Annotated in this window: 16 protein-coding genes, 4 tRNA genes and 2 rRNA genes (1 of these 22 running past the window's edge); all 22 read left to right on the top strand. The window is 58.3% G+C overall.

Features of this window, described 5'->3' with window-relative positions; translation table 11 throughout:
- Positions 1-466, top strand: a 23S ribosomal RNA gene (locus GQA94_RS00290) (it extends 2,423 nt beyond the left edge of the window).
- Positions 467-620: 154 nt separating this feature from the next.
- A 5S ribosomal RNA gene (gene rrf / locus GQA94_RS00285) occupies positions 621-736 on the top strand.
- Between the two features lie 118 nt (positions 737-854).
- Positions 855-1,820, top strand: a complete 966-nt coding sequence (gene birA / locus GQA94_RS00280) for a bifunctional biotin--[acetyl-CoA-carboxylase] ligase/biotin operon repressor BirA (protein ID WP_158186178.1) — start codon at positions 855-857, stop codon at positions 1,818-1,820.
- On the top strand, positions 1,810-2,550 hold the full coding sequence (locus GQA94_RS00275; protein ID WP_158186177.1) for a type III pantothenate kinase: 741 nt from the start codon (positions 1,810-1,812) through the stop codon (positions 2,548-2,550). The genes birA and GQA94_RS00275 overlap by 11 nt, the downstream gene beginning before the upstream one ends.
- Positions 2,551-2,561: 11 nt before the next feature.
- Complete coding sequence (locus GQA94_RS00270) at positions 2,562-3,227, top strand: SPOR domain-containing protein (RefSeq protein WP_158186176.1); 666 nt, start codon at positions 2,562-2,564, stop codon at positions 3,225-3,227.
- Between the two features lie 140 nt (positions 3,228-3,367).
- Positions 3,368-3,452, top strand: a tRNA-Tyr gene (locus GQA94_RS00265).
- A gap of 25 nt (positions 3,453-3,477) precedes the next feature.
- Positions 3,478-3,551 (top strand) — tRNA-Gly (locus GQA94_RS00260).
- Positions 3,552-3,579: 28 nt separating this feature from the next.
- Positions 3,580-3,655, top strand: a tRNA-Thr gene (locus tag GQA94_RS00255).
- A gap of 83 nt (positions 3,656-3,738) precedes the next feature.
- Positions 3,739-4,932 carry an elongation factor Tu gene (gene tuf / locus GQA94_RS00250; protein WP_025240334.1) on the top strand — a complete coding sequence of 398 codons (1,194 nt, stop codon included), beginning with the start codon at positions 3,739-3,741 and terminating at the stop codon, positions 4,930-4,932.
- A 52-nt stretch (positions 4,933-4,984) separates the two neighbouring features.
- Positions 4,985-5,060 (top strand) — tRNA-Trp (locus GQA94_RS00245).
- Between the two features lie 43 nt (positions 5,061-5,103).
- Positions 5,104-5,472 (top strand): preprotein translocase subunit SecE, encoded by a 369-nt coding sequence (gene secE / locus GQA94_RS00240; protein WP_158186175.1) that lies wholly within the window; start codon positions 5,104-5,106, stop codon positions 5,470-5,472.
- Positions 5,473-5,481: 9 nt separating this feature from the next.
- Entirely contained in the window at positions 5,482-6,015 is a 534-nt protein-coding gene (nusG, locus tag GQA94_RS00235; protein WP_158186174.1) for a transcription termination/antitermination protein NusG, read from the top strand.
- Positions 6,016-6,127: 112 nt separating this feature from the next.
- Positions 6,128-6,559 carry a 50S ribosomal protein L11 gene (gene rplK / locus GQA94_RS00230; RefSeq protein ID WP_158186173.1) on the top strand — a complete coding sequence of 144 codons (432 nt, stop codon included), beginning with the start codon at positions 6,128-6,130 and terminating at the stop codon, positions 6,557-6,559.
- Positions 6,559-7,254 (top strand): 50S ribosomal protein L1, encoded by a 696-nt coding sequence (gene rplA / locus GQA94_RS00225; RefSeq protein ID WP_158186172.1) that lies wholly within the window; start codon positions 6,559-6,561, stop codon positions 7,252-7,254. The genes rplK and rplA overlap by 1 nt, the downstream gene beginning before the upstream one ends.
- Before the next feature lie 210 nt (positions 7,255-7,464).
- A complete protein-coding gene (rplJ, locus tag GQA94_RS00220) occupies positions 7,465-7,965 on the top strand; it encodes a 50S ribosomal protein L10 (RefSeq protein ID WP_158186171.1) in 501 nt (166 codons plus the stop codon).
- Positions 7,966-8,042: 77 nt separating this feature from the next.
- A complete protein-coding gene (gene rplL / locus GQA94_RS00215; RefSeq protein ID WP_158186170.1) occupies positions 8,043-8,411 on the top strand; it encodes a 50S ribosomal protein L7/L12 in 369 nt (122 codons plus the stop codon).
- Between the two features lie 218 nt (positions 8,412-8,629).
- Positions 8,630-12,700 carry a DNA-directed RNA polymerase subunit beta gene (rpoB, locus tag GQA94_RS00210; RefSeq protein WP_158186169.1) on the top strand — a complete coding sequence of 1,357 codons (4,071 nt, stop codon included), beginning with the start codon at positions 8,630-8,632 and terminating at the stop codon, positions 12,698-12,700.
- 65 nt (positions 12,701-12,765) lie between these two features.
- Positions 12,766-16,965, top strand: a complete 4,200-nt coding sequence (rpoC, locus tag GQA94_RS00205) for a DNA-directed RNA polymerase subunit beta' (protein WP_158186168.1) — start codon at positions 12,766-12,768, stop codon at positions 16,963-16,965.
- A 140-nt stretch (positions 16,966-17,105) separates the two neighbouring features.
- Entirely contained in the window at positions 17,106-17,477 is a 372-nt protein-coding gene (gene rpsL, locus GQA94_RS00200; protein ID WP_003291416.1) for a 30S ribosomal protein S12, read from the top strand.
- Between the two features lie 97 nt (positions 17,478-17,574).
- Entirely contained in the window at positions 17,575-18,045 is a 471-nt protein-coding gene (rpsG, locus tag GQA94_RS00195; protein ID WP_021209382.1) for a 30S ribosomal protein S7, read from the top strand.
- A gap of 30 nt (positions 18,046-18,075) precedes the next feature.
- Positions 18,076-20,178: an elongation factor G gene (fusA, locus tag GQA94_RS00190; protein ID WP_158186167.1), complete on the top strand. Its 2,103-nt coding sequence runs from the start codon at positions 18,076-18,078 to the stop codon at positions 20,176-20,178.
- 30 nt (positions 20,179-20,208) lie between these two features.
- The gene (gene tuf, locus GQA94_RS00185; RefSeq protein WP_025240334.1) at positions 20,209-21,402 is read left to right on the top strand and encodes an elongation factor Tu; all 1,194 of its coding nucleotides are present in this window, start codon (positions 20,209-20,211) and stop codon (positions 21,400-21,402) included.
- The last annotated feature ends 64 nt before the right edge of the window (positions 21,403-21,466 follow it).

The raw sequence follows: 21,466 nt of genomic DNA, 5'->3' as shown, positions 1-21,466 counted from the left end.
ACTCCGGGGATAACAGGCTGATACCGCCCAAGAGTTCATATCGACGGCGGTGTTTGGCACCTCGATGTCGGCTCATCACATCCTGGGGCTGAAGCCGGTCCCAAGGGTATGGCTGTTCGCCATTTAAAGTGGTACGCGAGCTGGGTTTAGAACGTCGTGAGACAGTTCGGTCCCTATCTGCCGTGGACGTTTGAGATTTGAGAGGGGCTGCTCCTAGTACGAGAGGACCGGAGTGGACGAACCTCTGGTGTTCCGGTTGTCACGCCAGTGGCATTGCCGGGTAGCTATGTTCGGAAGAGATAACCGCTGAAAGCATCTAAGCGGGAAACTTGCCTCAAGATGAGATCTCACTGGAGCCTTGAGCTCCCTGAAGGGCCGTCGAAGACTACGACGTTGATAGGTGGGGTGTGTAAGCGCTGTGAGGCGTTGAGCTAACCCATACTAATTGCCCGTGAGGCTTGACCATATAACACCCAAACAATTTGATGTTTGCGTGTCAGACGGTTGAAGTCGACAAACAAACCGAAAAGACGCATCGCTCGCAAGCGATACCGAAACAGCGACACCATCACATACCTGATTAGGGGGCGCGACTGAACACCGAGTCCCCAACCGAATTGCTTGACGACCATAGAGCGTTGGAACCACCTGATCCCATCCCGAACTCAGAAGTGAAACGACGCATCGCCGATGGTAGTGTGGGGTCTCCCCATGTGAGAGTAGGTCATCGTCAAGCTTAAATCCCAAACCCCCGGTCCTCGAAAGAGGTCCGGGGGTTTGTCTTTGCGCGACGGAAAACTCGCTGGGCTTTGGATCTGCCGTTATGATGCCTGGCTTGTTGGTTAGGGGATCTTATGAGTGACTTGCTACGGCTACTGGGTGACGGTCGTTTTCATTCTGGCGAAGAGCTGGGGGCTGCTCTGGGCGTAAGTCGGAGTGCTGTATGGAAATGCTTGCAGCGACTTGAGGCCGAGTACGGCATTGCGTTCTTCAAGGTACCAGGGAAAGGCTATCGTCTAGCCGAGCCGCTCTCGCTGTTGAGTCAGGAGGCCTGCTCTGTTGCGTTGCGACGCTTCGGCTGGCAGCTTTACTTCCGGGACTCGTTGGACTCGACCAATGCCGAGGCATTGAGGCTGCTGCAGTCAGGCGCTGCTACCCCTTTCGTGGTCTTGGCCGAGGGGCAAACCGGTGGCCGAGGTCGTCGGGGGAGGGTCTGGGCGAGCCCCTACGCGCAGAACCTTTATTACACTTTGGCGCTTAAGGTTGCGAACGGCCCTCAGGGGCTATCCGGCTTGAGCCTTGTCGTAGGTTTGGCCGTCCTTCATGCGCTGCGTCGCGCAGGGGTAGGGGGGGCTGGGCTTAAATGGCCTAACGATGTCTATGCAGGCGGCAGGAAAATAGCTGGGATTCTGTTGGAGCTGACCGGGGATCCGGCCGATGTGTGTCACGTTATCGTCGGCATTGGAATCAATGTGAACATGGGCCCCGATTCGGTAGATGTTGGTCAGCCCTGGGCCTCGGTAAGAGGCGAGGTGGGTGCCGTTGCGGATCGAAACGAGCTGGCGGTCTTTGTCAGCGAATCCTTGCATCAATATCTGGGTAGGCACGCCCGTGAGGGATTTTCGTCGCTGCGTGCCGAATGGGAGGCAAACAACATCTGGCAGGGCAAGCGCTGCACCTTGAGTACGGGCACGCGGCAGGTCAAAGGGACGATGGTTGGAATAGACGAGCAGGGTGCTCTGAGGCTGCTGGTTGATGGTCAAGGCGAACAGCGCTTTAGTGGCGGAGAACTAAGCTTGAGGCTCGATCATGATTCTTGAGCTTGATTGCGGTAACAGCTTCGTCAAATGGCGGGTAATCTCTGCTGCCAGCGGCGCTCTCATAACAGACGGTATCGCCACCCAGGCGATCGATATCGTTCGGGATCTGCTTGATCGAAACATCGGAGAAATCACCCGTTGTCGGCTCGTCAGCGTTAGAAACGACGTCGAAACCACAGCCATTATGGGTGTGCTCTCCGAGTCGTTGAAAGTGAACGTCAGCAGAGTTACCCCGGTCGAGCGCGCGGCGGGCGTCGTGAACGGCTATCGTGATCCCCTGCGACTGGGGCTTGATCGCTGGTTGGCTATTCTTGCAGCCCATGACATGTGCCGCGGCGCTTGCCTGGTCATCGATCTCGGTACGGCTATTACAGTCGATCTGGTAGCCGCTAATGGCGCGCATCTCGGCGGTTACATCGCGCCGGGCACTGCGCTCTTGCGAGGGCAGCTGCTCACGCATACCCGTCGTATCCAGTACGACGCTGCGGAAGCGGCGCTCGCGCTGGGTGATTTATCTCCGGGCAGGAGCACCGCCGAGGCCGTCGAGCGGGGTTGTCTGGTCATGGTGCGTAGTTATGTCTCCAGTCAGATCACTAGCGCGAAAGGTGTGCTGGGCGATGACTTTACCGTCTATGTTACGGGCGGAGATGCCGCATTGGCTGCAGATCTACGCTCGGTAAGATGCGTGCCGGATCTGGTTTTCAGAGGCCTGGCGATAGCCTGTCCTTAATAGAGGTATCGATGCGCTGGCTTTTATTGCTTCTCGTGATACTGAACTCGATGTTCTACCTGTATCACCTAAACCGAGCTCCTACGGTCGACAGTGGCGACGCACAGCTGAGCACTTCTGTTTCGGAGGCTGATATCAAGCTGCTCAGTGAGACGAACGACCTAGCGCCTCGCAGTTCATCCGCACCGGCCTCGAACAGCGCCTGCCTTTTAGTAGGAGGGTTCGACGAAGAGTCGATTGCCCTGGCTATCGAACAGCGTTTGCTCAGCCTGGATATAGATTCCAAGGTTGTGCCTGTCGATGAAGCCGCAGGTGTCGACTACTGGGTGTATTTGCCTCCCCTTGTGTCCCGGCAGGCATCGTTGCGTCAGCTGCGCGAGCTGCAATCACGCAATATCGATAGCTACATAATCACCGTTGGCGATCTGTCCAACGGAATATCGCTCGGGATATTTTCACGCAAGGATTCGGCGCAAAGCGTTGTGAGTCGTCTACAAGGTGTTGACTACACGGCAATGATTCGTGAATTGCCGAGAACGCATCGCCGCTACTGGGTGCGGATATCCGAGACTGGACAGCATCTGCTGAGTGACTCGCTGCTCGCCGAGCTCACGCGGGATTTCCCCGCGCTTGAACATCGACAAATGCCCTGCTCAAGCATTGCAACTTCGCATTAGTTTACATAGAATGGCGCCCGCTCAGCAGCTGGCCCTCAAACGGGCTGCTACTGGGGACTGTCAACGAAGCTAACCTCAGGTTTTTAATGAGAAAATGCTTGACAGTCAGGAGGTTGGCAATGAAAATGCCGCCTCGTTCTGGAGGGGTTCCCGAGCGGCCAAAGGGATCAGACTGTAAATCTGACGTCATCGACTTCGAAGGTTCGAATCCTTCCCCCTCCACCAGATTTAAGCGTAGGCCTAGGCTAACGCGGGTATAGTTTAGTGGTAGAACCTCAGCCTTCCAAGCTGATGATGCGGGTTCGATTCCCGCTACCCGCTCCAGGTTTCGAGTGTTTGCGCGACAAGATTTGCTCATGTAGCTCAGTTGGTAGAGCACACCCTTGGTAAGGGTGAGGTCAGCGGTTCAAATCCGCTCATGAGCTCCAACCTCAAAGGCAGATATGTATATATCTGCCTTTGTTTTAATGGTGGCGTGACTAGCTCAATTCAACGATGGGAGACGGTCTCGATGGCTAAAGAAAAATTCGAACGTAACAAACCGCACCTGAACGTCGGCACCATTGGTCACGTTGACCATGGCAAGACCACGCTCACCGCAGCGCTGACCAAGGTCTGTGCTGAGACATGGGGCGGCTCTGCGCGTGATTTCTCGCAGATCGACAACGCGCCGGAAGAGAAGGCTCGTGGTATCACCATCAACACCTCCCACGTTGAATACGATTCCTCGATCCGTCACTACGCCCACGTTGACTGCCCAGGTCACGCTGACTATGTGAAGAACATGATCACCGGTGCTGCGCAGATGGACGGCGCGATCCTGGTTTGCTCGGCAGCTGACGGCCCGATGCCGCAGACGCGTGAGCACATCCTGCTGTCCCGCCAGGTTGGCGTTCCTTACATTGTTGTCTTCCTGAACAAGGCAGACATGGTGGACGACGCCGAGCTGCTGGAACTGGTCGAGATGGAAGTGCGTGACCTGCTGTCGACCTACGACTTCCCGGGTGACGACACGCCGATCATCATCGGTTCGGCTCTGATGGCTCTGAACGGCCAGGACGACAACGAGATGGGCGTATCGGCCGTGCGCAAGCTGGTCGAGACTCTGGACAGCTACATTCCGGAGCCCGAGCGTGCCATCGACAAGCCGTTCCTGATGCCGATCGAAGACGTGTTCTCGATCTCCGGCCGCGGTACCGTAGTGACCGGTCGTGTCGAGCGCGGCATCGTCAAGGTTCAGGAAGAAATCGAGATCGTCGGTATCCGTGCCACGACCAAGACCACCTGCACCGGCGTTGAAATGTTCCGCAAGCTGCTCGACGAAGGTCGTGCTGGTGAGAACGTTGGCGTGCTGCTGCGCGGTACCAAGCGTGATGACGTCGAGCGTGGCCAGGTTCTGGCCAAGCCGGGCACCATCAAGCCGCACACCAAGTTCGAAGGCGAAGTCTACGTACTGAGCAAGGAAGAAGGCGGTCGTCACACGCCGTTCTTCAAAGGCTACCGTCCGCAGTTCTACTTCCGTACGACTGACGTGACTGGTAACTGCGAGCTGCCGGAAGGCGTCGAGATGGTCATGCCGGGCGACAACATCAAGATGGTTGTCACCCTGATCGCTCCGATCGCTATGGAAGACGGCCTGCGCTTCGCGATTCGCGAAGGTGGTCGTACCGTTGGCGCTGGCGTGGTTGCCAAGATCATCGAATAATCGATTGATCTGTTCCGCTCAGGCCGGCATAATAGTCGGCCTGACTCTTGTTAGGCCAGTAGCTCAATTGGCAGAGCGGCGGTCTCCAAAACCGCAGGTTGGGGGTTCGATTCCCTCCTGGCCTGCCAACTTCAATATCGAAATTGGCAGTTTTTTACAGGGTTCTAGCAGATGAATGTCAAAGCAGAAGCCAAAGACACGCGCTTCGATCTGGTGAAGTGGCTTGTTGTGGCTGCTTTGGTAGTTGTGGCCGTGGTTGGTAATCAGTATTACTCCGCAGAGCCGATTCTGTATAGGGTCCTCGCAATGCTCGCGTTCGCTGTGGTCGCTGCCTTCGTGGCGCTGCAGACGTCTAAAGGTCGCTCCTTTTTCGTTTTATTGAAAGAGGCGCGCGTCGAGATTCGCAAGGTCGTTTGGCCGACCCGGCAAGAAACCACTCAGACCACCTTGATAGTCGTGGCTGTTGTGCTGGTTATGGCGCTGCTGTTGTGGGGGCTCGATTCCCTGCTCGGTTGGCTGGTTTCCATGGTTGTAGGTTAAGGGTGTCCCGTGGCTAAGCGTTGGTATGTGGTTCATGCTTACTCGGGTTACGAGAAGCATGTCATGCGCTCGCTGATCGAGCGTATCAAGCTTGCCGGCATGGAAGATCATTTCGGCGAGATCCTGGTTCCCACTGAAGAAGTGGTCGAGATGCGTAATGGGCAGAAGCGCAAAAGCGAGCGCAAATTCTTCCCGGGTTACGTTCTTGTCCAGATGGATATGACCGAAGGTGCCTGGCACTTGGTCAAAGATACGCCCCGAGTGATGGGTTTCATTGGTGGTACTGCCGATAAGCCTGCACCAATCACCGACAAGGAAGCCGAGGCTATTCTGCGTCGCGTCGCAGACGGTAGCGACAAGCCGAAGCCCAAGACCTTGTTCGAGCCGGGTGAGGTTGTTCGGGTCGCCGATGGTCCTTTCGCGGATTTCAACGGTGTGGTTGAAGAGGTCAATTACGAGAAGAGCCGTATTCAGGTGGCTGTTCTCATCTTCGGTCGCTCGACGCCGGTAGAGTTGGAGTTCAGCCAGGTCGAGAAGGTCTAGCTGAAGAAAGCATCCCCCACCCCGCAGCTGATGGCTGCGGGGTTTTGTCGTCACTGGGATATTCAAGTAGATAGGGGAGCCGCAAGGCGCTAACACCCGCAACGGAGTAGTTATGGCTAAGAAGATTCAAGCTTATATCAAGCTTCAGGTAAAGGCCGGTCAGGCCAACCCGTCGCCGCCTGTTGGTCCTGCACTGGGTCAGCATGGTGTGAACATCATGGAATTCTGCAAGGCATTCAATGCCCGTACTCAAGGTCAGGAAGCGGGTCTGCCGACGCCGGTGATCATCACCGTATATAGCGACCGCAGTTTCACCTTCGAGACCAAGAGCACGCCTGCTGCCGTTCTGCTGAAGAAGGCGGCTGGCATCACTAGTGGTTCTGCTCGTCCGAACACCCAGAAGGTCGGCACCGTGACGCGTGCGCAGCTGGAAGAGATCGCGAAGACCAAGAACGCTGATCTTACCGCTGCTGATCTCGAGGCTGCCGTGCGTACCATCGCCGGCTCCGCTCGCAGCATGGGCCTGACCGTGGAGGGTGTGTAATGGCTAAGTTGACCAAGCGTCAGAAGGCTTTCGCCGAGAAGATCGAAGCTGGCAAGCAGTACGCGTTCGAAGACGCCGCTACGCTGCTGGCCCAGCTGTCGGCTGTAAAGTTCACCGAGTCCTTCGATATCGCCATCAACCTGGGTGTCGATCCGCGTAAATCCGATCAGGTTGTGCGTGGCGCTACCGTTCTGCCGAACGGTACCGGCAAGACCGTTCGCGTTGCGGTGTTCACCCAGGGCCCGGCTGCTGAAGCTGCTCTGGCTGCGGGCGCTGATCGCGTTGGCATGGACGAGCTGGCTGCCGAAATGAAAGGCGGCGACCTGAACTACGACGTCGTCATCGCTTCTCCGGATGCGATGCGTGTAGTCGGCCAGTTGGGTCAGATTCTCGGCCCGCGTGGCCTGATGCCTAACCCGAAGGTTGGTACCGTGACGCCGGACGTTGCGACCGCCGTCAAGAACGCCAAGGCCGGTCAGGTACGTTTCCGTACCGATAAGAACGGCATCATCCATACCTCCGTAGGTAAGGTTGGTTTCGAGGCTGGTCAGCTGAAGCAGAACGTCGAGGCGCTGCTGTCCGACCTCAAGCGTCTGAAGCCGTCCACGTCCAAAGGTATCTATGTCAAACGCGTGACCTTGAGCACCACCATGGGTCCGGGGCTGATCATCGATCAGGCTTCTCTCGAGGCATAAGGTATTTGGCGCTCCGCTCAGCGGGGCGCTACAGATTGGGGTCCCTGCCTGGCGGGGGCTATCCAAGACCGTAGGCGGCGCAAGCCTTAAACCGTTCGAAGTTCGCTTTGTCCAGCCTACGCAGAGGTGCTCCCGATTCGTACCGAATCAGACACCAAAACCCGTCCAGTTTCGACTGGGCGAACCGGTAACATCCAGGAGTAAAAACCCGTGGCAATCAAACTCGAAGACAAGAAAGCCATCGTCGCTGAAGTCAACGAGGCTGCCAAAGCTGCCCTGTCCGCTGTCGTGGCTGATGCCCGTGGCGTGACCGTGGGAGCCATGACCGGACTCCGTAAAGAGGCCCGCGAAGCGGGTGTCTACGTACGTGTCGTACGTAACACCTTGCTGCGCCGCGCCGTTGAAGGCACTCAGTACGATGTGCTCAGCGACGTGTTCAAAGGCCCGACCCTTATCGCTTTCTCCAACGAACATCCGGGCGCCGCTGCTCGTATTTTCAAGGAGTTCGCCAAGGGCCAGGACAAGTTCGAGATCAAGGCTGCTGCGTTCGAGGGTCAGTTCATCGCAGCCAACCAGATCGACGCTTTGGCAACCCTGCCGACCTATGACGAAGCTATTTCCCAGCTGATGAGCGTGATTCAAGGCGCTACCAGCAAGCTGGCTCGTACTCTGGCGGCCGTTCGCGACCAGAAGGAAGCCGCTGCGGCCTAAGGCGCGCAAGGCAACTTTCGAATTTCATTTTGATTTAGATGGCCGCAGGCCGTCACCTATATACAGGAACTAGAGTCATGGCTCTGACCAACGAAGACATCATCAACGCCGTTTCCGAAATGTCCGTGATGCAGGTTGTTGAACTGATCAAGGCAATGGAAGAGAAGTTCGGCGTTACTGCCGCTGCTGCCACTGTTGCTGCTGCTGGCCCGGCTGCTGCCGCTGCCGAAGAGCAGACCGAGTTCACCGTCGTTCTGGCTGAAGCTGGCGAGAAGAAAGTGAACGTGATCAAGGCAGTTCGCGAACTGACCGGCCTGGGCCTGAAAGAAGCCAAGGCAGTCGTTGACGGCGCCCCGGGCGTGGTCAAGGAAGGCGTTTCGAAGGACGAAGCCGAAGCAGCCAAGAAGGCTCTGGAAGAGGCTGGCGCCAAAGTCGAGCTCAAGTAAGCACGACCTTGCGTCTACAGCCGAAGCGACTCGCGTAAGGCTGATGGCTGGTGGCTTTTGCCACCGGCCTTTTTCCGTTATAGCTGCTTGATGTTTATCGGGCGGCTGAAACGGGAAACCGCCCCGATGGGCGGTGCGAATCATGGGATTCGCAAGATTTTCTGGCTGCTCCCGTCGGGAGAGGCCAAACAAGCAGGTGACCAAGCTGGGGAACGCTGATGGCTTACTCATACACTGAGAAAAAACGAATCCGCAAGGACTTTAGCAAGTTACCGCACGTGATGGACGTGCCGTATCTTTTGGCCATCCAGCTGGATTCGTATCGCGAATTCCTGCAGGCGGGAGCGACCAAGGATCAGTTCCGCGATATTGGCTTGCATGCAGCCTTCAAATCCGTTTTTCCGATAATCAGCTATTCCGGCAATGCAGCGCTGGAGTACGTCGGCTATCGTCTGGGCGACCCGGCTTTTGATGTCAAGGAATGCGTGCTGCGTGGCGTGACCTTCGCGGTCCCGCTGCGGGTAAAAGTCCGCCTGATCATTTTCGATAAGGAATCGTCGAGCAAGGCGATCAAGGACATCAAGGAGCAGGAAGTCTACATGGGGGAAATCCCCCTGATGACCGAGAACGGTACCTTCATCATCAACGGTACCGAGCGCGTTATCGTGTCTCAGTTGCACCGCTCGCCAGGTGTGTTCTTCGATCATGACCGCGGCAAGACCCACAGCTCGGGCAAGCTCCTGTACTCCGCTCGTATCATTCCGTACCGTGGTTCCTGGCTCGATTTCGAGTTCGATCCCAAGGACGCTGTGTTCGTACGTATCGACCGTCGCCGCAAGCTGCCGGCCTCGGTGCTTCTGCGTGCCCTGAATTACAGCACCGAGGAAATCCTCGACGCGTTCTACGACACCAACGTGTTCCACGTTAAGGGCGAGGCCCTGAGCCTCGAACTCGTGCCGCAGCGCCTGCGTGGCGAAATCGCGTCGTTCGATATCAAGGACGAGAGCGGCAAGGTCATCGTCGAGCAAGGCCGTCGCATCACAGCGCGCCATATCAATCAGCTCGACAAGTCCGGCATCAAGGCGCTCGAAATGCCGATGGACTATGTGCTGGGCCGCACCACGGCCAAGGCCATCGTGCATCCCGCCACCGGCGAGATCATCGCCGAGTGCAATACCGAACTGACCGTCGAAGTGCTGGCCAAGCTGGTCAAGGCTCAGGTCGTGCGTTTCGAGACGCTGTATACCAACGACATCGATTGCGGTCCGTTCATCTCCGATACGCTGAAGATCGATTCGACCACCAATCAGCTCGAAGCGCTGGTCGAGATCTACCGCATGATGCGTCCTGGCGAGCCACCAACCAAGGATGCTGCCGAGACGCTGTTCAACAACCTGTTCTTCGCGTCAGAGCGTTACGACCTGTCCGCTGTAGGCCGGATGAAGTTCAACCGTCGTATCGGTCGTACCGAGATCGAAGGATCTGGCGTGCTCAGCCGCGAAGACATCGTCGCCGTGCTGAAGACCCTGGTCGATATTCGTAACGGCAAAGGCGTTGTCGACGATATCGATCACCTGGGCAACCGCCGCGTACGTTGCGTCGGTGAAATGGCCGAGAACCAGTTCCGTGTCGGTCTGGTCCGTGTCGAGCGGGCGGTCAAAGAGCGCCTGTCGATGGCCGAAAGCGAAGGCCTGATGCCGCAAGACCTGATCAACGCCAAGCCGGTCGCGGCGGCGGTGAAGGAGTTCTTCGGTTCCAGCCAGCTTTCGCAGTTCATGGACCAGAACAACCCGCTCTCCGAGATCACCCACAAGCGCCGCGTCTCCGCACTCGGCCCGGGCGGTCTGACCCGTGAGCGCGCAGGCTTCGAAGTGCGTGACGTACACCCGACCCACTACGGTCGTGTATGTCCGATCGAGACGCCGGAAGGCCCGAACATCGGTTTGATCAACTCGCTGGCCGCCTACGCCCGGACCAACCAGTACGGCTTCCTGGAGAGCCCGTACCGTGTCGTGAAGGAAGGCGAGGTCACCGACGAGATCGTATTCCTGTCGGCCATCGAAGAAGCCGATCATGTCATCGCCCAGGCCAGTGCCAAGCTGGACGGTCGCAAGCTGGTCGACGAACTGGTTGCCGTGCGGCACCAGAACGAGTTCACCGTCAAGGCCCCTGAAGACGTAACCCTGATGGACGTCTCGCCGAAACAGGTCGTTTCCGTCGCGGCTTCGCTGATCCCATTCCTCGAGCACGACGATGCCAACCGCGCCCTCATGGGCTCGAACATGCAGCGTCAGGCCGTGCCGACCCTGCGTTCGGACAAGCCGTTGGTAGGAACCGGGATGGAGCGCAACGTCGCCCGTGACTCCGGTGTCTGTGTGGTGGCGCGTCGTGGTGGTGTGATCGACTCGGTCGACGCCAGTCGCGTGGTGGTGCGTGTTCATGATGCGGAAGTCGAGCCTGGCGAAGCGGGCGTCGATATCTACAACCTGACCAAGTACACCCGTTCCAACCAGAACACCTGCATCAACCAGCGTCCGCTGGTGAGCAAGGGCGATATCGTCCAGCGGGGCGACATCATGGCTGACGGCCCGTCCACCGATATGGGTGAACTGGCGCTGGGTCAGAACATGCGTGTCGCGTTCATGCCTTGGAACGGCTACAACTTCGAAGACTCCATCCTCCTTTCGGAGCGTGTGGTTCAGGAAGACCGCTTCACCACGATCCACATCCAGGAGCTGACGTGCGTATCGCGCGACACCAAGCTCGGCCCGGAAGAGATCACGGCAGATATCCCGAACGTCGGTGAAGCTGCTCTGAACAAGCTGGACGAGGCGGGCATCGTTTACGTTGGCGCGGAAGTCGGCGCCGGTGACATCCTGGTCGGCAAGGTCACGCCGAAGGGCGAGACCCAGCTGACGCCGGAAGAAAAGCTGTTGCGCGCGATCTTTGGCGAGAAGGCCTCCGACGTTAAGGACACGTCCCTGCGTGTGCCGACCGGCACCAAGGGCACCGTCATTGACGTTCAGGTCTTCATTCGTGACGGTGTCGAGCGTGACTCTCGCGCACTGGCGATCGAGAAGATGCAGCTCGACGAGATCCGCAAGGACCTCAACGAAGAGTTCCGCATTGTCGAAGGTGCAACGTTCGAGCGCCTGCGTTCAGCTTTGGTCGGTGCTTCCGCCGAGGGCGGCGCAGGGCTGAAGAAGGGCACAGTCATCACTGACGAGATTCTTGACGGTCTCGAGCACGGCCAGTGGTTCAAGCTGCGCATGGCCGACGACTCGCTGAACGAGCAGTTGGAAAAGGCTCAGGCCTATATCTCCGACCGCCGTCAGCTGCTCGACGACAAGTTTGAAGACAAGAAGCGCAAGCTTCAGCAGGGCGACGATCTGGCGCCGGGCGTGTTGAAGATCGTCAAGGTGTATCTGGCCATCAAGCGCCGTATCCAGCCGGGCGACAAGATGGCCGGACGCCACGGTAACAAGGGTGTGGTCTCCGTGATCATGCCGGTCGAAGACATGCCGCACGACGCCAACGGTACGCCGGTCGACATCGTTCTCAACCCGCTGGGCGTACCGTCGCGTATGAACGTCGGTCAGATCCTCGAAACCCACCTGGGCCTTGCGGCCAAGGGCCTGGGCGAGAAGATCAACCGTATGCTCGACGAGCAGCGCAAGGTTGCGGAGTTGCGCAAGTTCCTGACCGAGATCTACAACGAAATCGGTGGGCGCCAGGAAAACCTGGATGAGTTCAGCGACCAGGAAGTGCTGGACCTGGCGAAGAACCTGCGCGGCGGTGTACCGATGGCGACCCCGGTTTTCGACGGTGCCAAGGAGCGCGAGATCAAAGCCATGCTGAAGCTGGCGGATCTGCCGGAGAGCGGCCAGATGCAGCTGTTCGATGGTCGGACGGGGAACAAGTTCGAGCGTACGACCACGGTCGGTTACATGTACATGCTCAAGCTCAACCACCTGGTCGACGACAAGATGCACGCGCGTTCCACTGGTTCGTACAGCCTGGTTACCCAGCAGCCGCTGGGTGGTAAGGCGCAGTTCGGTGGTCAGCGTTTCGGGGAGATGGAGGTCTGGGCGCTGGAAGCGTACGGTGCCGCCTACACCCTGCAGGAAATGCTCACGGTCAAGTCGGACGACGTGAACGGGCGGACCAAGATGTACAAGAACATCGTGGACGGCGATCACCGCATGGAGCCCGGCATGCCGGAATCCTTCAACGTGTTGATCAAAGAAATCCGCTCGCTCGGTATCGACATCGATCTGGAAACCGAATAACCACGCACCGCCTAAGCGGCGCCCGGCATCAGTCGGTCGCCGCAGGTCCGTGAGGAGGAAAGGCCTTGAAAGACTTGCTGAATCTGTTGAAAAACCAGGGTCAAATCGAAGAGTTCGATGCCATCAAGATTGCATTGGCTTCGCCCGAGATGATCCGTTCCTGGTCCTTTGGCGAGGTCAAGAAGCCAGAGACCATCAACTACCGTACGTTCAAGCCCGAGCGCGACGGCCTGTTCTGCGCCAAGATCTTTGGCCCGGTCAAGGATTACGAGTGCCTGTGCGGCAAGTACAAGCGCCTCAAGCATCGCGGTGTGATCTGTGAAAAGTGCGGCGTTGAAGTCGCGCTGGCCAAAGTGCGTCGTGAGCGCATGGCACACATCGAACTGGCCTCGCCAGTCGCCCACATCTGGTTCCTGAAGTCCCTGCCGAGCCGTATCGGCCTGCTGCTGGACATGACCCTGCGTGACATCGAGCGCGTGCTTTACTTCGAAAGCTACGTCGTGATCGATCCAGGCATGACCACTCTGGAGAAGGGCCAGCTGCTCAATGACGAGCAGTATTTCGAAGCGCTCGAAGAGTTCGGCGACGATTTCGATGCCCGCATGGGTGCCGAGGCCGTGCGCGAACTGCTGCACGAAATCGACCTGGAGCACGAGATCGGTCGCCTGCGTGAAGAAATTCCGCAGACCAACTCGGAAACCAAGATCAAGAAGCTGTCCAAGCGCCTGAAACTGATGGAAGCGTTCCACGGCTCGGGCAACCTGCCGGAGTGGATGGTGCTGACCGTTCTGCCGGTCCTGCCGCCGGACCTGCGTCCGTTGGTGCCGCTAGACGGTGGTCGTTTTGCGACCTCGGATCTCAACGATCTGTATCGCCGGGTGATCAACCGTAACAACCGCTTGAAGCGTCTGCTCGACCTGTCTGCGCCGGACATCATCGTGCGCAACGAAAAGCGCATGCTGCAGGAAGCGGTCGACGCTCTGCTTGACAACGGTCGCCGTGGTCGCGCCATCACTGGCTCGAACAAGCGCCCGCTGAAATCCCTGGCCGACATGATCAAGGGTAAGCAGGGCCGTTTCCGTCAGAACCTGCTCGGCAAGCGCGTGGACTACTCCGGTCGTTCGGTTATTACCGTTGGCCCGACCCTGCGCCTGCACCAGTGCGGTCTTCCGAAGAAGATGGCGCTCGAGCTGTTCAAGCCGTTCATTTTCGGCAAGCTGGAAATGCGTGGCATGGCGACCACCATCAAAGCCGCGAAGAAAATGGTCGAGCGCGAGCTGCCTGAGGTTTGGGACGTTCTGGCCGAGGTCATTCGCGAACATCCCGTGCTGCTCAACCGCGCGCCGACGCTGCACCGTCTGGGTATCCAGGCGTTCGAGCCCGTGCTCATCGAAGGCAAGGCGATCCAGCTGCACCCGCTTGTCTGTGCGGCCTACAACGCCGACTTCGACGGTGACCAGATGGCCGTTCACGTACCGCTGACACTGGAAGCCCAGTTGGAAGCGCGCGCGTTGATGATGTCGACCAACAACATCCTGTCCCCGGCGAACGGCGAGCCGATCATCGTGCCGTCGCAGGACGTGGTCCTGGGTCTGTATTACATGACCCGCGAAGCGATCAACGCCAAGGGTGAAGGTCGGGTCTTTGCCGACCTGCAGGAAGTCGATCGCGTGTTCCGCGCGGGCGAAGCCTCTCTGCATGCCCGCGTCAAGGTTCGTATCAACGAGACCATCAAGGACCGTGACGGTTCGATCACCAAGAACACCCGCATCGTCGACACCACCGTCGGTCGTGCACTGCTGTTCCAGGTGGTCCCGGCCGGGCTGCCGTTCGACGTGGTCAACCAGCCGATGAAGAAAAAGGCGATCTCCAAGCTGATCAACCTGTGCTACCGCACGGTCGGTCTGAAGGACACCGTCATCTTTGCCGACCAGCTGATGTATACCGGCTTCGCCTATTCGACGATCTCCGGTGTTTCCATCGGCGTGAACGACTTCGTCATCCCGGATGAGAAGGCGCGCATCATCGACGCCGCCACCGAGGAAGTGAAGGAAATCGAATCGCAGTACGCCTCCGGCCTGGTTACCCAGGGCGAGAAGTACAACAAGGTGATCGACCTCTGGTCGAAGGCCAACGACGAAGTATCGAAGGCGATGATGGCCAACCTCTCGAAAGAGAAGGTCATCGACCGCGACGGTAACGAAACCGAGCAGGATTCGTTCAACTCGATGTACATGATGGCGGACTCCGGTGCGCGGGGTTCCGCTGCCCAGATTCGTCAGCTGGCCGGTATGCGTGGCCTGATGGCCAAGCCGGACGGCTCCATCATCGAAACGCCGATTACCGCGAACTTCCGTGAGGGTCTGAACGTACTCCAGTACTTCATCTCCACCCACGGTGCTCGTAAGGGTCTGGCGGATACCGCACTGAAGACCGCCAACTCCGGTTACCTGACCCGTCGCCTGGTCGACGTCGCGCAGGATCTGGTGGTGACGGAAATCGACTGCGGCACCGAGCAGGGCCTGCACATGACGCCGCACATCGAAGGCGGCGACGTGGTCGAGCCGCTGGGTGAGCGTGTGCTCGGCCGTGTCATCGCGCGTGACGTACTCAAGCCGGGTACAGACGACGTGCTGGTACCGGCTGGCACTCTGATCGATGAGCAATGGGTCGATTTCATCGAGCTGAACAGCATCGACGAAGTCATCGTGCGCTCTCCGATCAGTTGCGAAACCCGCTACGGTATTTGCGCCAAGTGTTACGGGCGCGACCTCGCGCGCGGTCACCAGGTCAACATTGGTGAGGCGGTGGGTGTAATCGCCGCGCAGTCCATCGGTGAGCCGGGAACCCAGCTGACGATGCGTACCTTCCACATCGGTGGTGCGGCCAGCCGGACTTCGGCTGTCGACAACGTGATGGTGAAGAATGGCGGCACCATTCGCCTCCACAACCTCAAGTACGTCGAGCGTGCTGACGGCGCGCTGGTCGCGGTTTCGCGCTCCGGTGAGCTGGCGGTCGCGGACGACTATGGTCGCGAGCGTGAGCGCTACAAGCTGCCGTACGGTGCGGTGATCTCAATCAAGGAAGGCGACAAGGTCGATGCCGGTACGGTCGTTGCGAAGTGGGATCCGCACACGCACCCGATCGTCACCGAGATGAAGGGTGTCGTGACCTTCGCAGGCATGGAAGAGAACATCACCATCAAGCGTCAGACCGACGAACTGACCGGCCTGACCAACATCGAGGTCATGGATCCGAAGGATCGTCCGGCTTCTGGCAAGGACATTCGCCCTGCGATCAAGATGGTAGACGCCAACGGCAAGGAACTGCTGCTGCCAGGTACCGACGTGCCTGCCCAGTACTTCCTGCCGGCCAACGCGCTGGTTGGCGTTGCGGACGGTGCCGAGATCAACGTCGGTGACGTTATCGCGCGTATCCCGCAGGAAACGTCCAAGACCCGCGACATCACCGGTGGTCTGCCGCGTGTTGCCGACCTGTTCGAAGCGCGTCGTCCGAAGGAGCCGTCGATCCTGGCGGAAATCAGCGGCACGATTTCGTTCGGCAAGGAAACCAAGGGCAAGCGTCGTCTCGTCATCACGCCGACCGATGGCACTGATCCTTACGAGGAGCTGATTCCGAAGTGGCGTCACCTCAACGTCTTCGAAGGCGAACAGGTGAACAAGGGCGAAGTGATCTCCGACGGTCCGAGCAACCCGCATGACATCCTGCGTCTGCTGGGCGTCAGTGCGCTGGCCAAGTACATCGTCAACGAGATCCAGGATGTTTACCGCCTGCAGGGCGTTAAGATCAACGACAAGCACATCGAGACCATCCTGCGCCAGATGTTGCGCAAGGTCGAGGTTGCCGAGTCGGGCGATTCCAGCTTCATCAAGGGCGACCAGATGGAGCTGACGCAGGTGTTGGAGGAGAACGAGCGTCTGTCCGTGGACGACAAGTTTGGCTCCAAGTACGTGCGTGTGCTCCTGGGTATCACCAAGGCCTCGCTGTCGACCGAATCGTTCATCTCGGCGGCTTCCTTCCAGGAAACCACGCGAGTGCTTACCGAGGCGGCGGTCACCGGCAAGCGCGACTACCTGCGCGGCTTGAAGGAGAACGTAGTCGTTGGTCGTCTGATTCCGGCCGGTACCGGTCTGCAGTATCACAGCGAGCGCAAGCGCAAGCGCGATGCCGAGAAACCGGTCCGCGTGAGTGCCGACGAGGTCGAAGCGGCACTGACCGAGGCGCTGAATTCCAGCGGCAATTGATTGGAGGCTGCCCCGATGCAAGTCGGGGCGTGCCTTGACGGTGTGCAAGAAGCTCTTTAGACTCTTGTACCCCTAATTTGGCGGGGCTTTGCGCCCTGCCATTTTTCGTTTGTGTCGAAAGACAACAGTGGAGCTAGTAGATGGCAACGATCAACCAGCTGGTACGCCAGCCGCGCAAGCGCGTCGTCGAGAAAAGCGACGTCCCTGCGCTGCAGAACTGCCCGCAACGCCGTGGCGTGTGCACCCGTGTGTACACCACCACGCCAAAGAAACCGAACTCTGCACTGCGTAAAGTATGCCGTGTTCGTCTGACCAACGGTTTTGAAGTCGCCTCCTATATCGGTGGTGAAGGTCATAACCTGCAAGAGCACAGTGTCGTGCTGATCCGTGGCGGTCGTGTAAAAGACCTTCCGGGTGTGCGCTATCACACCGTTCGCGGTTCGCTGGATACCTCCGGTGTCAAGGATCGTAAGCAGGGCCGTTCCAAGTACGGCGCCAAGCGTCCGAAATAATCGTATTTTTATTTATTTGAGTCGATAAGAGTAAGGTCGGGCGTAACCTCATCGTTATAGTCCCGAGCTAACCTGAAGACCGTTTGAGGGCTTATCAATGCCAAGACGTCGTGTAGCAGCCAAGCGCGAGATCCTTGACGATCCGAAGTACGGAAGTCTGATCCTTGCCAAGTTCATGAACCACGTGATGGAGAGCGGCAAGAAAGCCGTTGCCGAGCGTATCGTTTATGGTGCTCTGGACAAGGTCAAAGAGCGCAAGAACAGCGATCCCCTGGAAATCTTCGAAAAAGCACTCGACGCCATCGCTCCGCTGGTCGAAGTGAAGTCTCGCCGTGTAGGTGGTGCGACTTATCAGGTTCCGGTCGAAGTTCGCCCTTCCCGTCGTAACGCCTTGGCTATGCGTTGGTTGGTAGATGCTGCGCGCAAGCGTGGCGAGAAATCCATGGCCCTGCGTCTGGCGGGTGAGCTGGTGGATGCATTCGAAGGTAAAGGCGCTGCTGTCAAGAAGCGTGAAGATGTGCACCGTATGGCTGAAGCCAACAAGGCGTTCTCGCACTACCGCTTCTAATTTTCAGCGTCAACAACTCGCGAGGGCTTTATGGCTCGTAATACTCCGATTAACCGCTACCGTAACATTGGTATCTGCGCCCACGTGGACGCAGGCAAGACCACGACCACGGAGCGGATTCTGTTCTACACAGGCCTCAGCCACAAGATGGGCGAAGTGCACGACGGTGCCGCGACCACTGACTGGATGGTGCAGGAGCAAGAGCGCGGAATCACCATTACGTCTGCTGCCGTGACGACCTTCTGGCAAGGTTCGCGTGGCCAGTTCGACAAGTATCGCGTAAACGTCATCGACACCCCCGGCCACGTCGACTTCACCATTGAAGTCGAGCGCTCGCTGCGCGTGCTCGACGGCGCGGTCGTGGTGTTCTGTGGTACGTCCGGCGTTGAGCCGCAGTCCGAGACTGTTTGGCGTCAGGCCAACAAGTACGGCGTCCCGCGTATCGTGTACGTCAACAAGATGGACCGTGCCGGTGCCAACTTCCTGCGCGTCGTCGCGCAGATCAAGCAGCGCCTGGGTCACACCCCGGTGCCGGTGCAGCTTGCGATTGGCGCCGAGGATAACTTCGAAGGTCAGATCGATCTGATCAAGATGAAGGCTATCTACTGGAACGAGGAAGACAAGGGTACCTCCTACCGTGAGGAAGAGATCCCTGCCGAACTGCTGGCTCAGGCCGAAGAGTATCGCTCGAACATGATCGAGGCGGCAGCCGAGGCCAATGAAGAGCTGATGAACAAGTACCTGGAAGGCGGCGAGCTTACGATCGAAGAGATCAAGGAAGGCCTGCGCCAGCGTACCATCGCTTGCGAAATCGTTCCGGCTGTCTGTGGTTCGTCCTTCAAGAACAAGGGCGTCCCGCTGGTTCTCGATGCCGTGATCGACTTCCTGCCTGCGCCGACCGAGATTCCGGCTATCCAGGGTGTCAATCCGGATAACGAAGAAGAGACCGACGAGCGTCATGCTGACGATTCCGAGCCGTTCTCTGCGTTGGCGTTCAAGATCGCTACCGACCCGTTCGTGGGTACCTTGACCTTCGCTCGCGTCTACTCCGGCGTGCTTGCGTCCGGTGACTCGGTCATGAACTCGGTGAAAGGCAAGAAAGAGCGCGTCGGTCGGATGGTGCAGATGCACGCCAACCAGCGTGAAGAGATCAAGGAATGCCGTGCAGGCGATATCGCTGCGCTGATCGGCATGAAGGACGTCACCACCGGTGACACCCTTTGCTCGATCGAGAAGCCGATCATCCTTGAGCGTATGGACTTCCCGGAGCCGGTTATTTCGGTAGCGGTCGAGCCGAAGACCAAGGCTGACCAGGAGAAGATGGGTATCGCACTGGGCAAACTGGCTCAGGAAGACCCGTCGTTCCGCGTCAAGACCGACGAGGAAACCGGCCAGACGATCATTTCCGGTATGGGTGAGCTGCACCTGGACATCCTGGTTGACCGTATGCGTCGTGAGTTCAACGTCGACGCCAATATCGGCAAGCCGCAGGTTTCCTATCGCGAGAAGATCACCAAGTCTTGCGAAATCGAAGGCAAGTTCGTGCGCCAGTCCGGCGGTCGTGGCCAGTTCGGTCATTGCTGGGTTCGCTTCGCGCCTGCTGACGAAGGTCAGGAAGGGCTGCAGTTCGTTAACGAGGTTGTGGGTGGTGTGATTCCGAAGGAATACATTCCGGCCATCCAGAAAGGTATCGAAGAGCAGATGAAGAACGGCGTTGTGGCCGGCTATCCGCTCATCGGTCTGAAGGCCACGGTTTTCGATGGCTCTTACCACGACGTCGACTCCAACGAGATGGCGTTCAAGGTAGCGGCTTCCATGGCGACCAAGCAGCTGTCCCAGAAGGGTGGCGCTGTAGTGCTTGAGCCGATCATGAAGGTCGAAGTTGTAACGCCAGAGGACTACATGGGTGACGTGATGGGTGACCTGAACCGTCGTCGCGGTCTGATCCAGGGTATGGAAGATTCGGTGTCCGGCAAGGTTATCCGTGCCGAAGTGCCGCTGGGCGAGATGTTCGGTTATGCGACCGACGTCCGTTCCATGTCTCAGGGTCGCGCCAGCTACTCCATGGAATTCTCGAAATACTCCGAGGCTCCGGCGAACATCGTCGAAGCGATCGTTAAAAAACAAGGTTGATTCAGCCCTTTAAGTAAGAGGTTTACTGTCGTGGCTAAAGAAAAATTCGAACGTAACAAACCGCACCTGAACGTCGGCACCATTGGTCACGTTGACCATGGCAAGACCACGCTCACCGCAGCGCTGACCAAGGTCTGTGCTGAGACGTGGGGCGGCTCTGCGCGTGATTTCTCGCAGATCGACAACGCGCCGGAAGAGAAGGCTCGTGGTATCACCATCAACACCTCCCACGTTGAATACGATTCCTCGATCCGTCACTACGCCCACGTTGACTGCCCAGGTCACGCTGACTATGTGAAGAACATGATCACCGGTGCTGCGCAGATGGACGGCGCGATCCTGGTTTGCTCGGCAGCTGACGGCCCGATGCCGCAGACGCGTGAGCACATCCTGCTGTCCCGCCAGGTTGGCGTTCCTTACATCGTTGTCTTCCTGAACAAGGCAGACATGGTGGACGACGCCGAGCTGCTGGAACTGGTCGAGATGGAAGTGCGTGACCTGCTGTCGACCTACGACTTCCCGGGTGACGACACGCCGATCATCATCGGTTCGGCTCTGATGGCTCTGAACGGCCAGGACGACAACGAGATGGGCGTATCGGCCGTGCGCAAGCTGGTCGAGACTCTGGACAGCTACATTCCGGAGCCCGAGCGTGCCATCGACAAGCCGTTCCTGATGCCGATCGAAGACGTGTTCTCGATCTCCGGCCGCGGTACCGTAGTGACCGGTCGTGTCGAGCGCGGCATCGTCAAGGTTCAGGAAGAAATCGAGATCGTCGGTATCCGTGCCACGACCAAGACCACCTGCACCGGCGTTGAAATGTTCCGCAAGCTGCTCGACGAAGGTCGTGCTGGTGAGAACGTTGGCGTGCTGCTGCGCGGCACCAAGCGTGATGACGTCGAGCGTGGCCAGGTTCTGGCCAAGCCGGGCACCATCAAGCCGCACACCAAGTTCGAAGGCGAAGTCTACGTACTGAGCAAGGAAGAAGGCGGTCGTCACACGCCGTTCTTCAAAGGCTACCGTCCGCAGTTCTACTTCCGTACCACTGACGTGACCGGTAACTGCGAACTGCCGGAAGGCGTTGAGATGGTCATGCCGGGCGACAACATCAAGATGGTTGTCACCCTGATCGCTCCGATCGCCATGGAAGACGGCCTGCGCTTCGCGATTCGCGAAGGTGGTCGTACCGTTGGCGCCGGCGTGGTTGCCAAGATCATCGAATAACACCTTCGGTGTCGGAAAGGGCCCTTCGGGGCCCTTTTTCTATTGTTGATCATTTATTGACACC

The organism is Stutzerimonas stutzeri (genome assembly GCF_009789555.1).
Lineage (GTDB): Bacteria > Pseudomonadota > Gammaproteobacteria > Pseudomonadales > Pseudomonadaceae > Stutzerimonas > Stutzerimonas stutzeri_R.
Note: the sequence above shows the minus strand (reverse complement) of the source record. Positions and strands in the feature narration are given on the sequence as shown.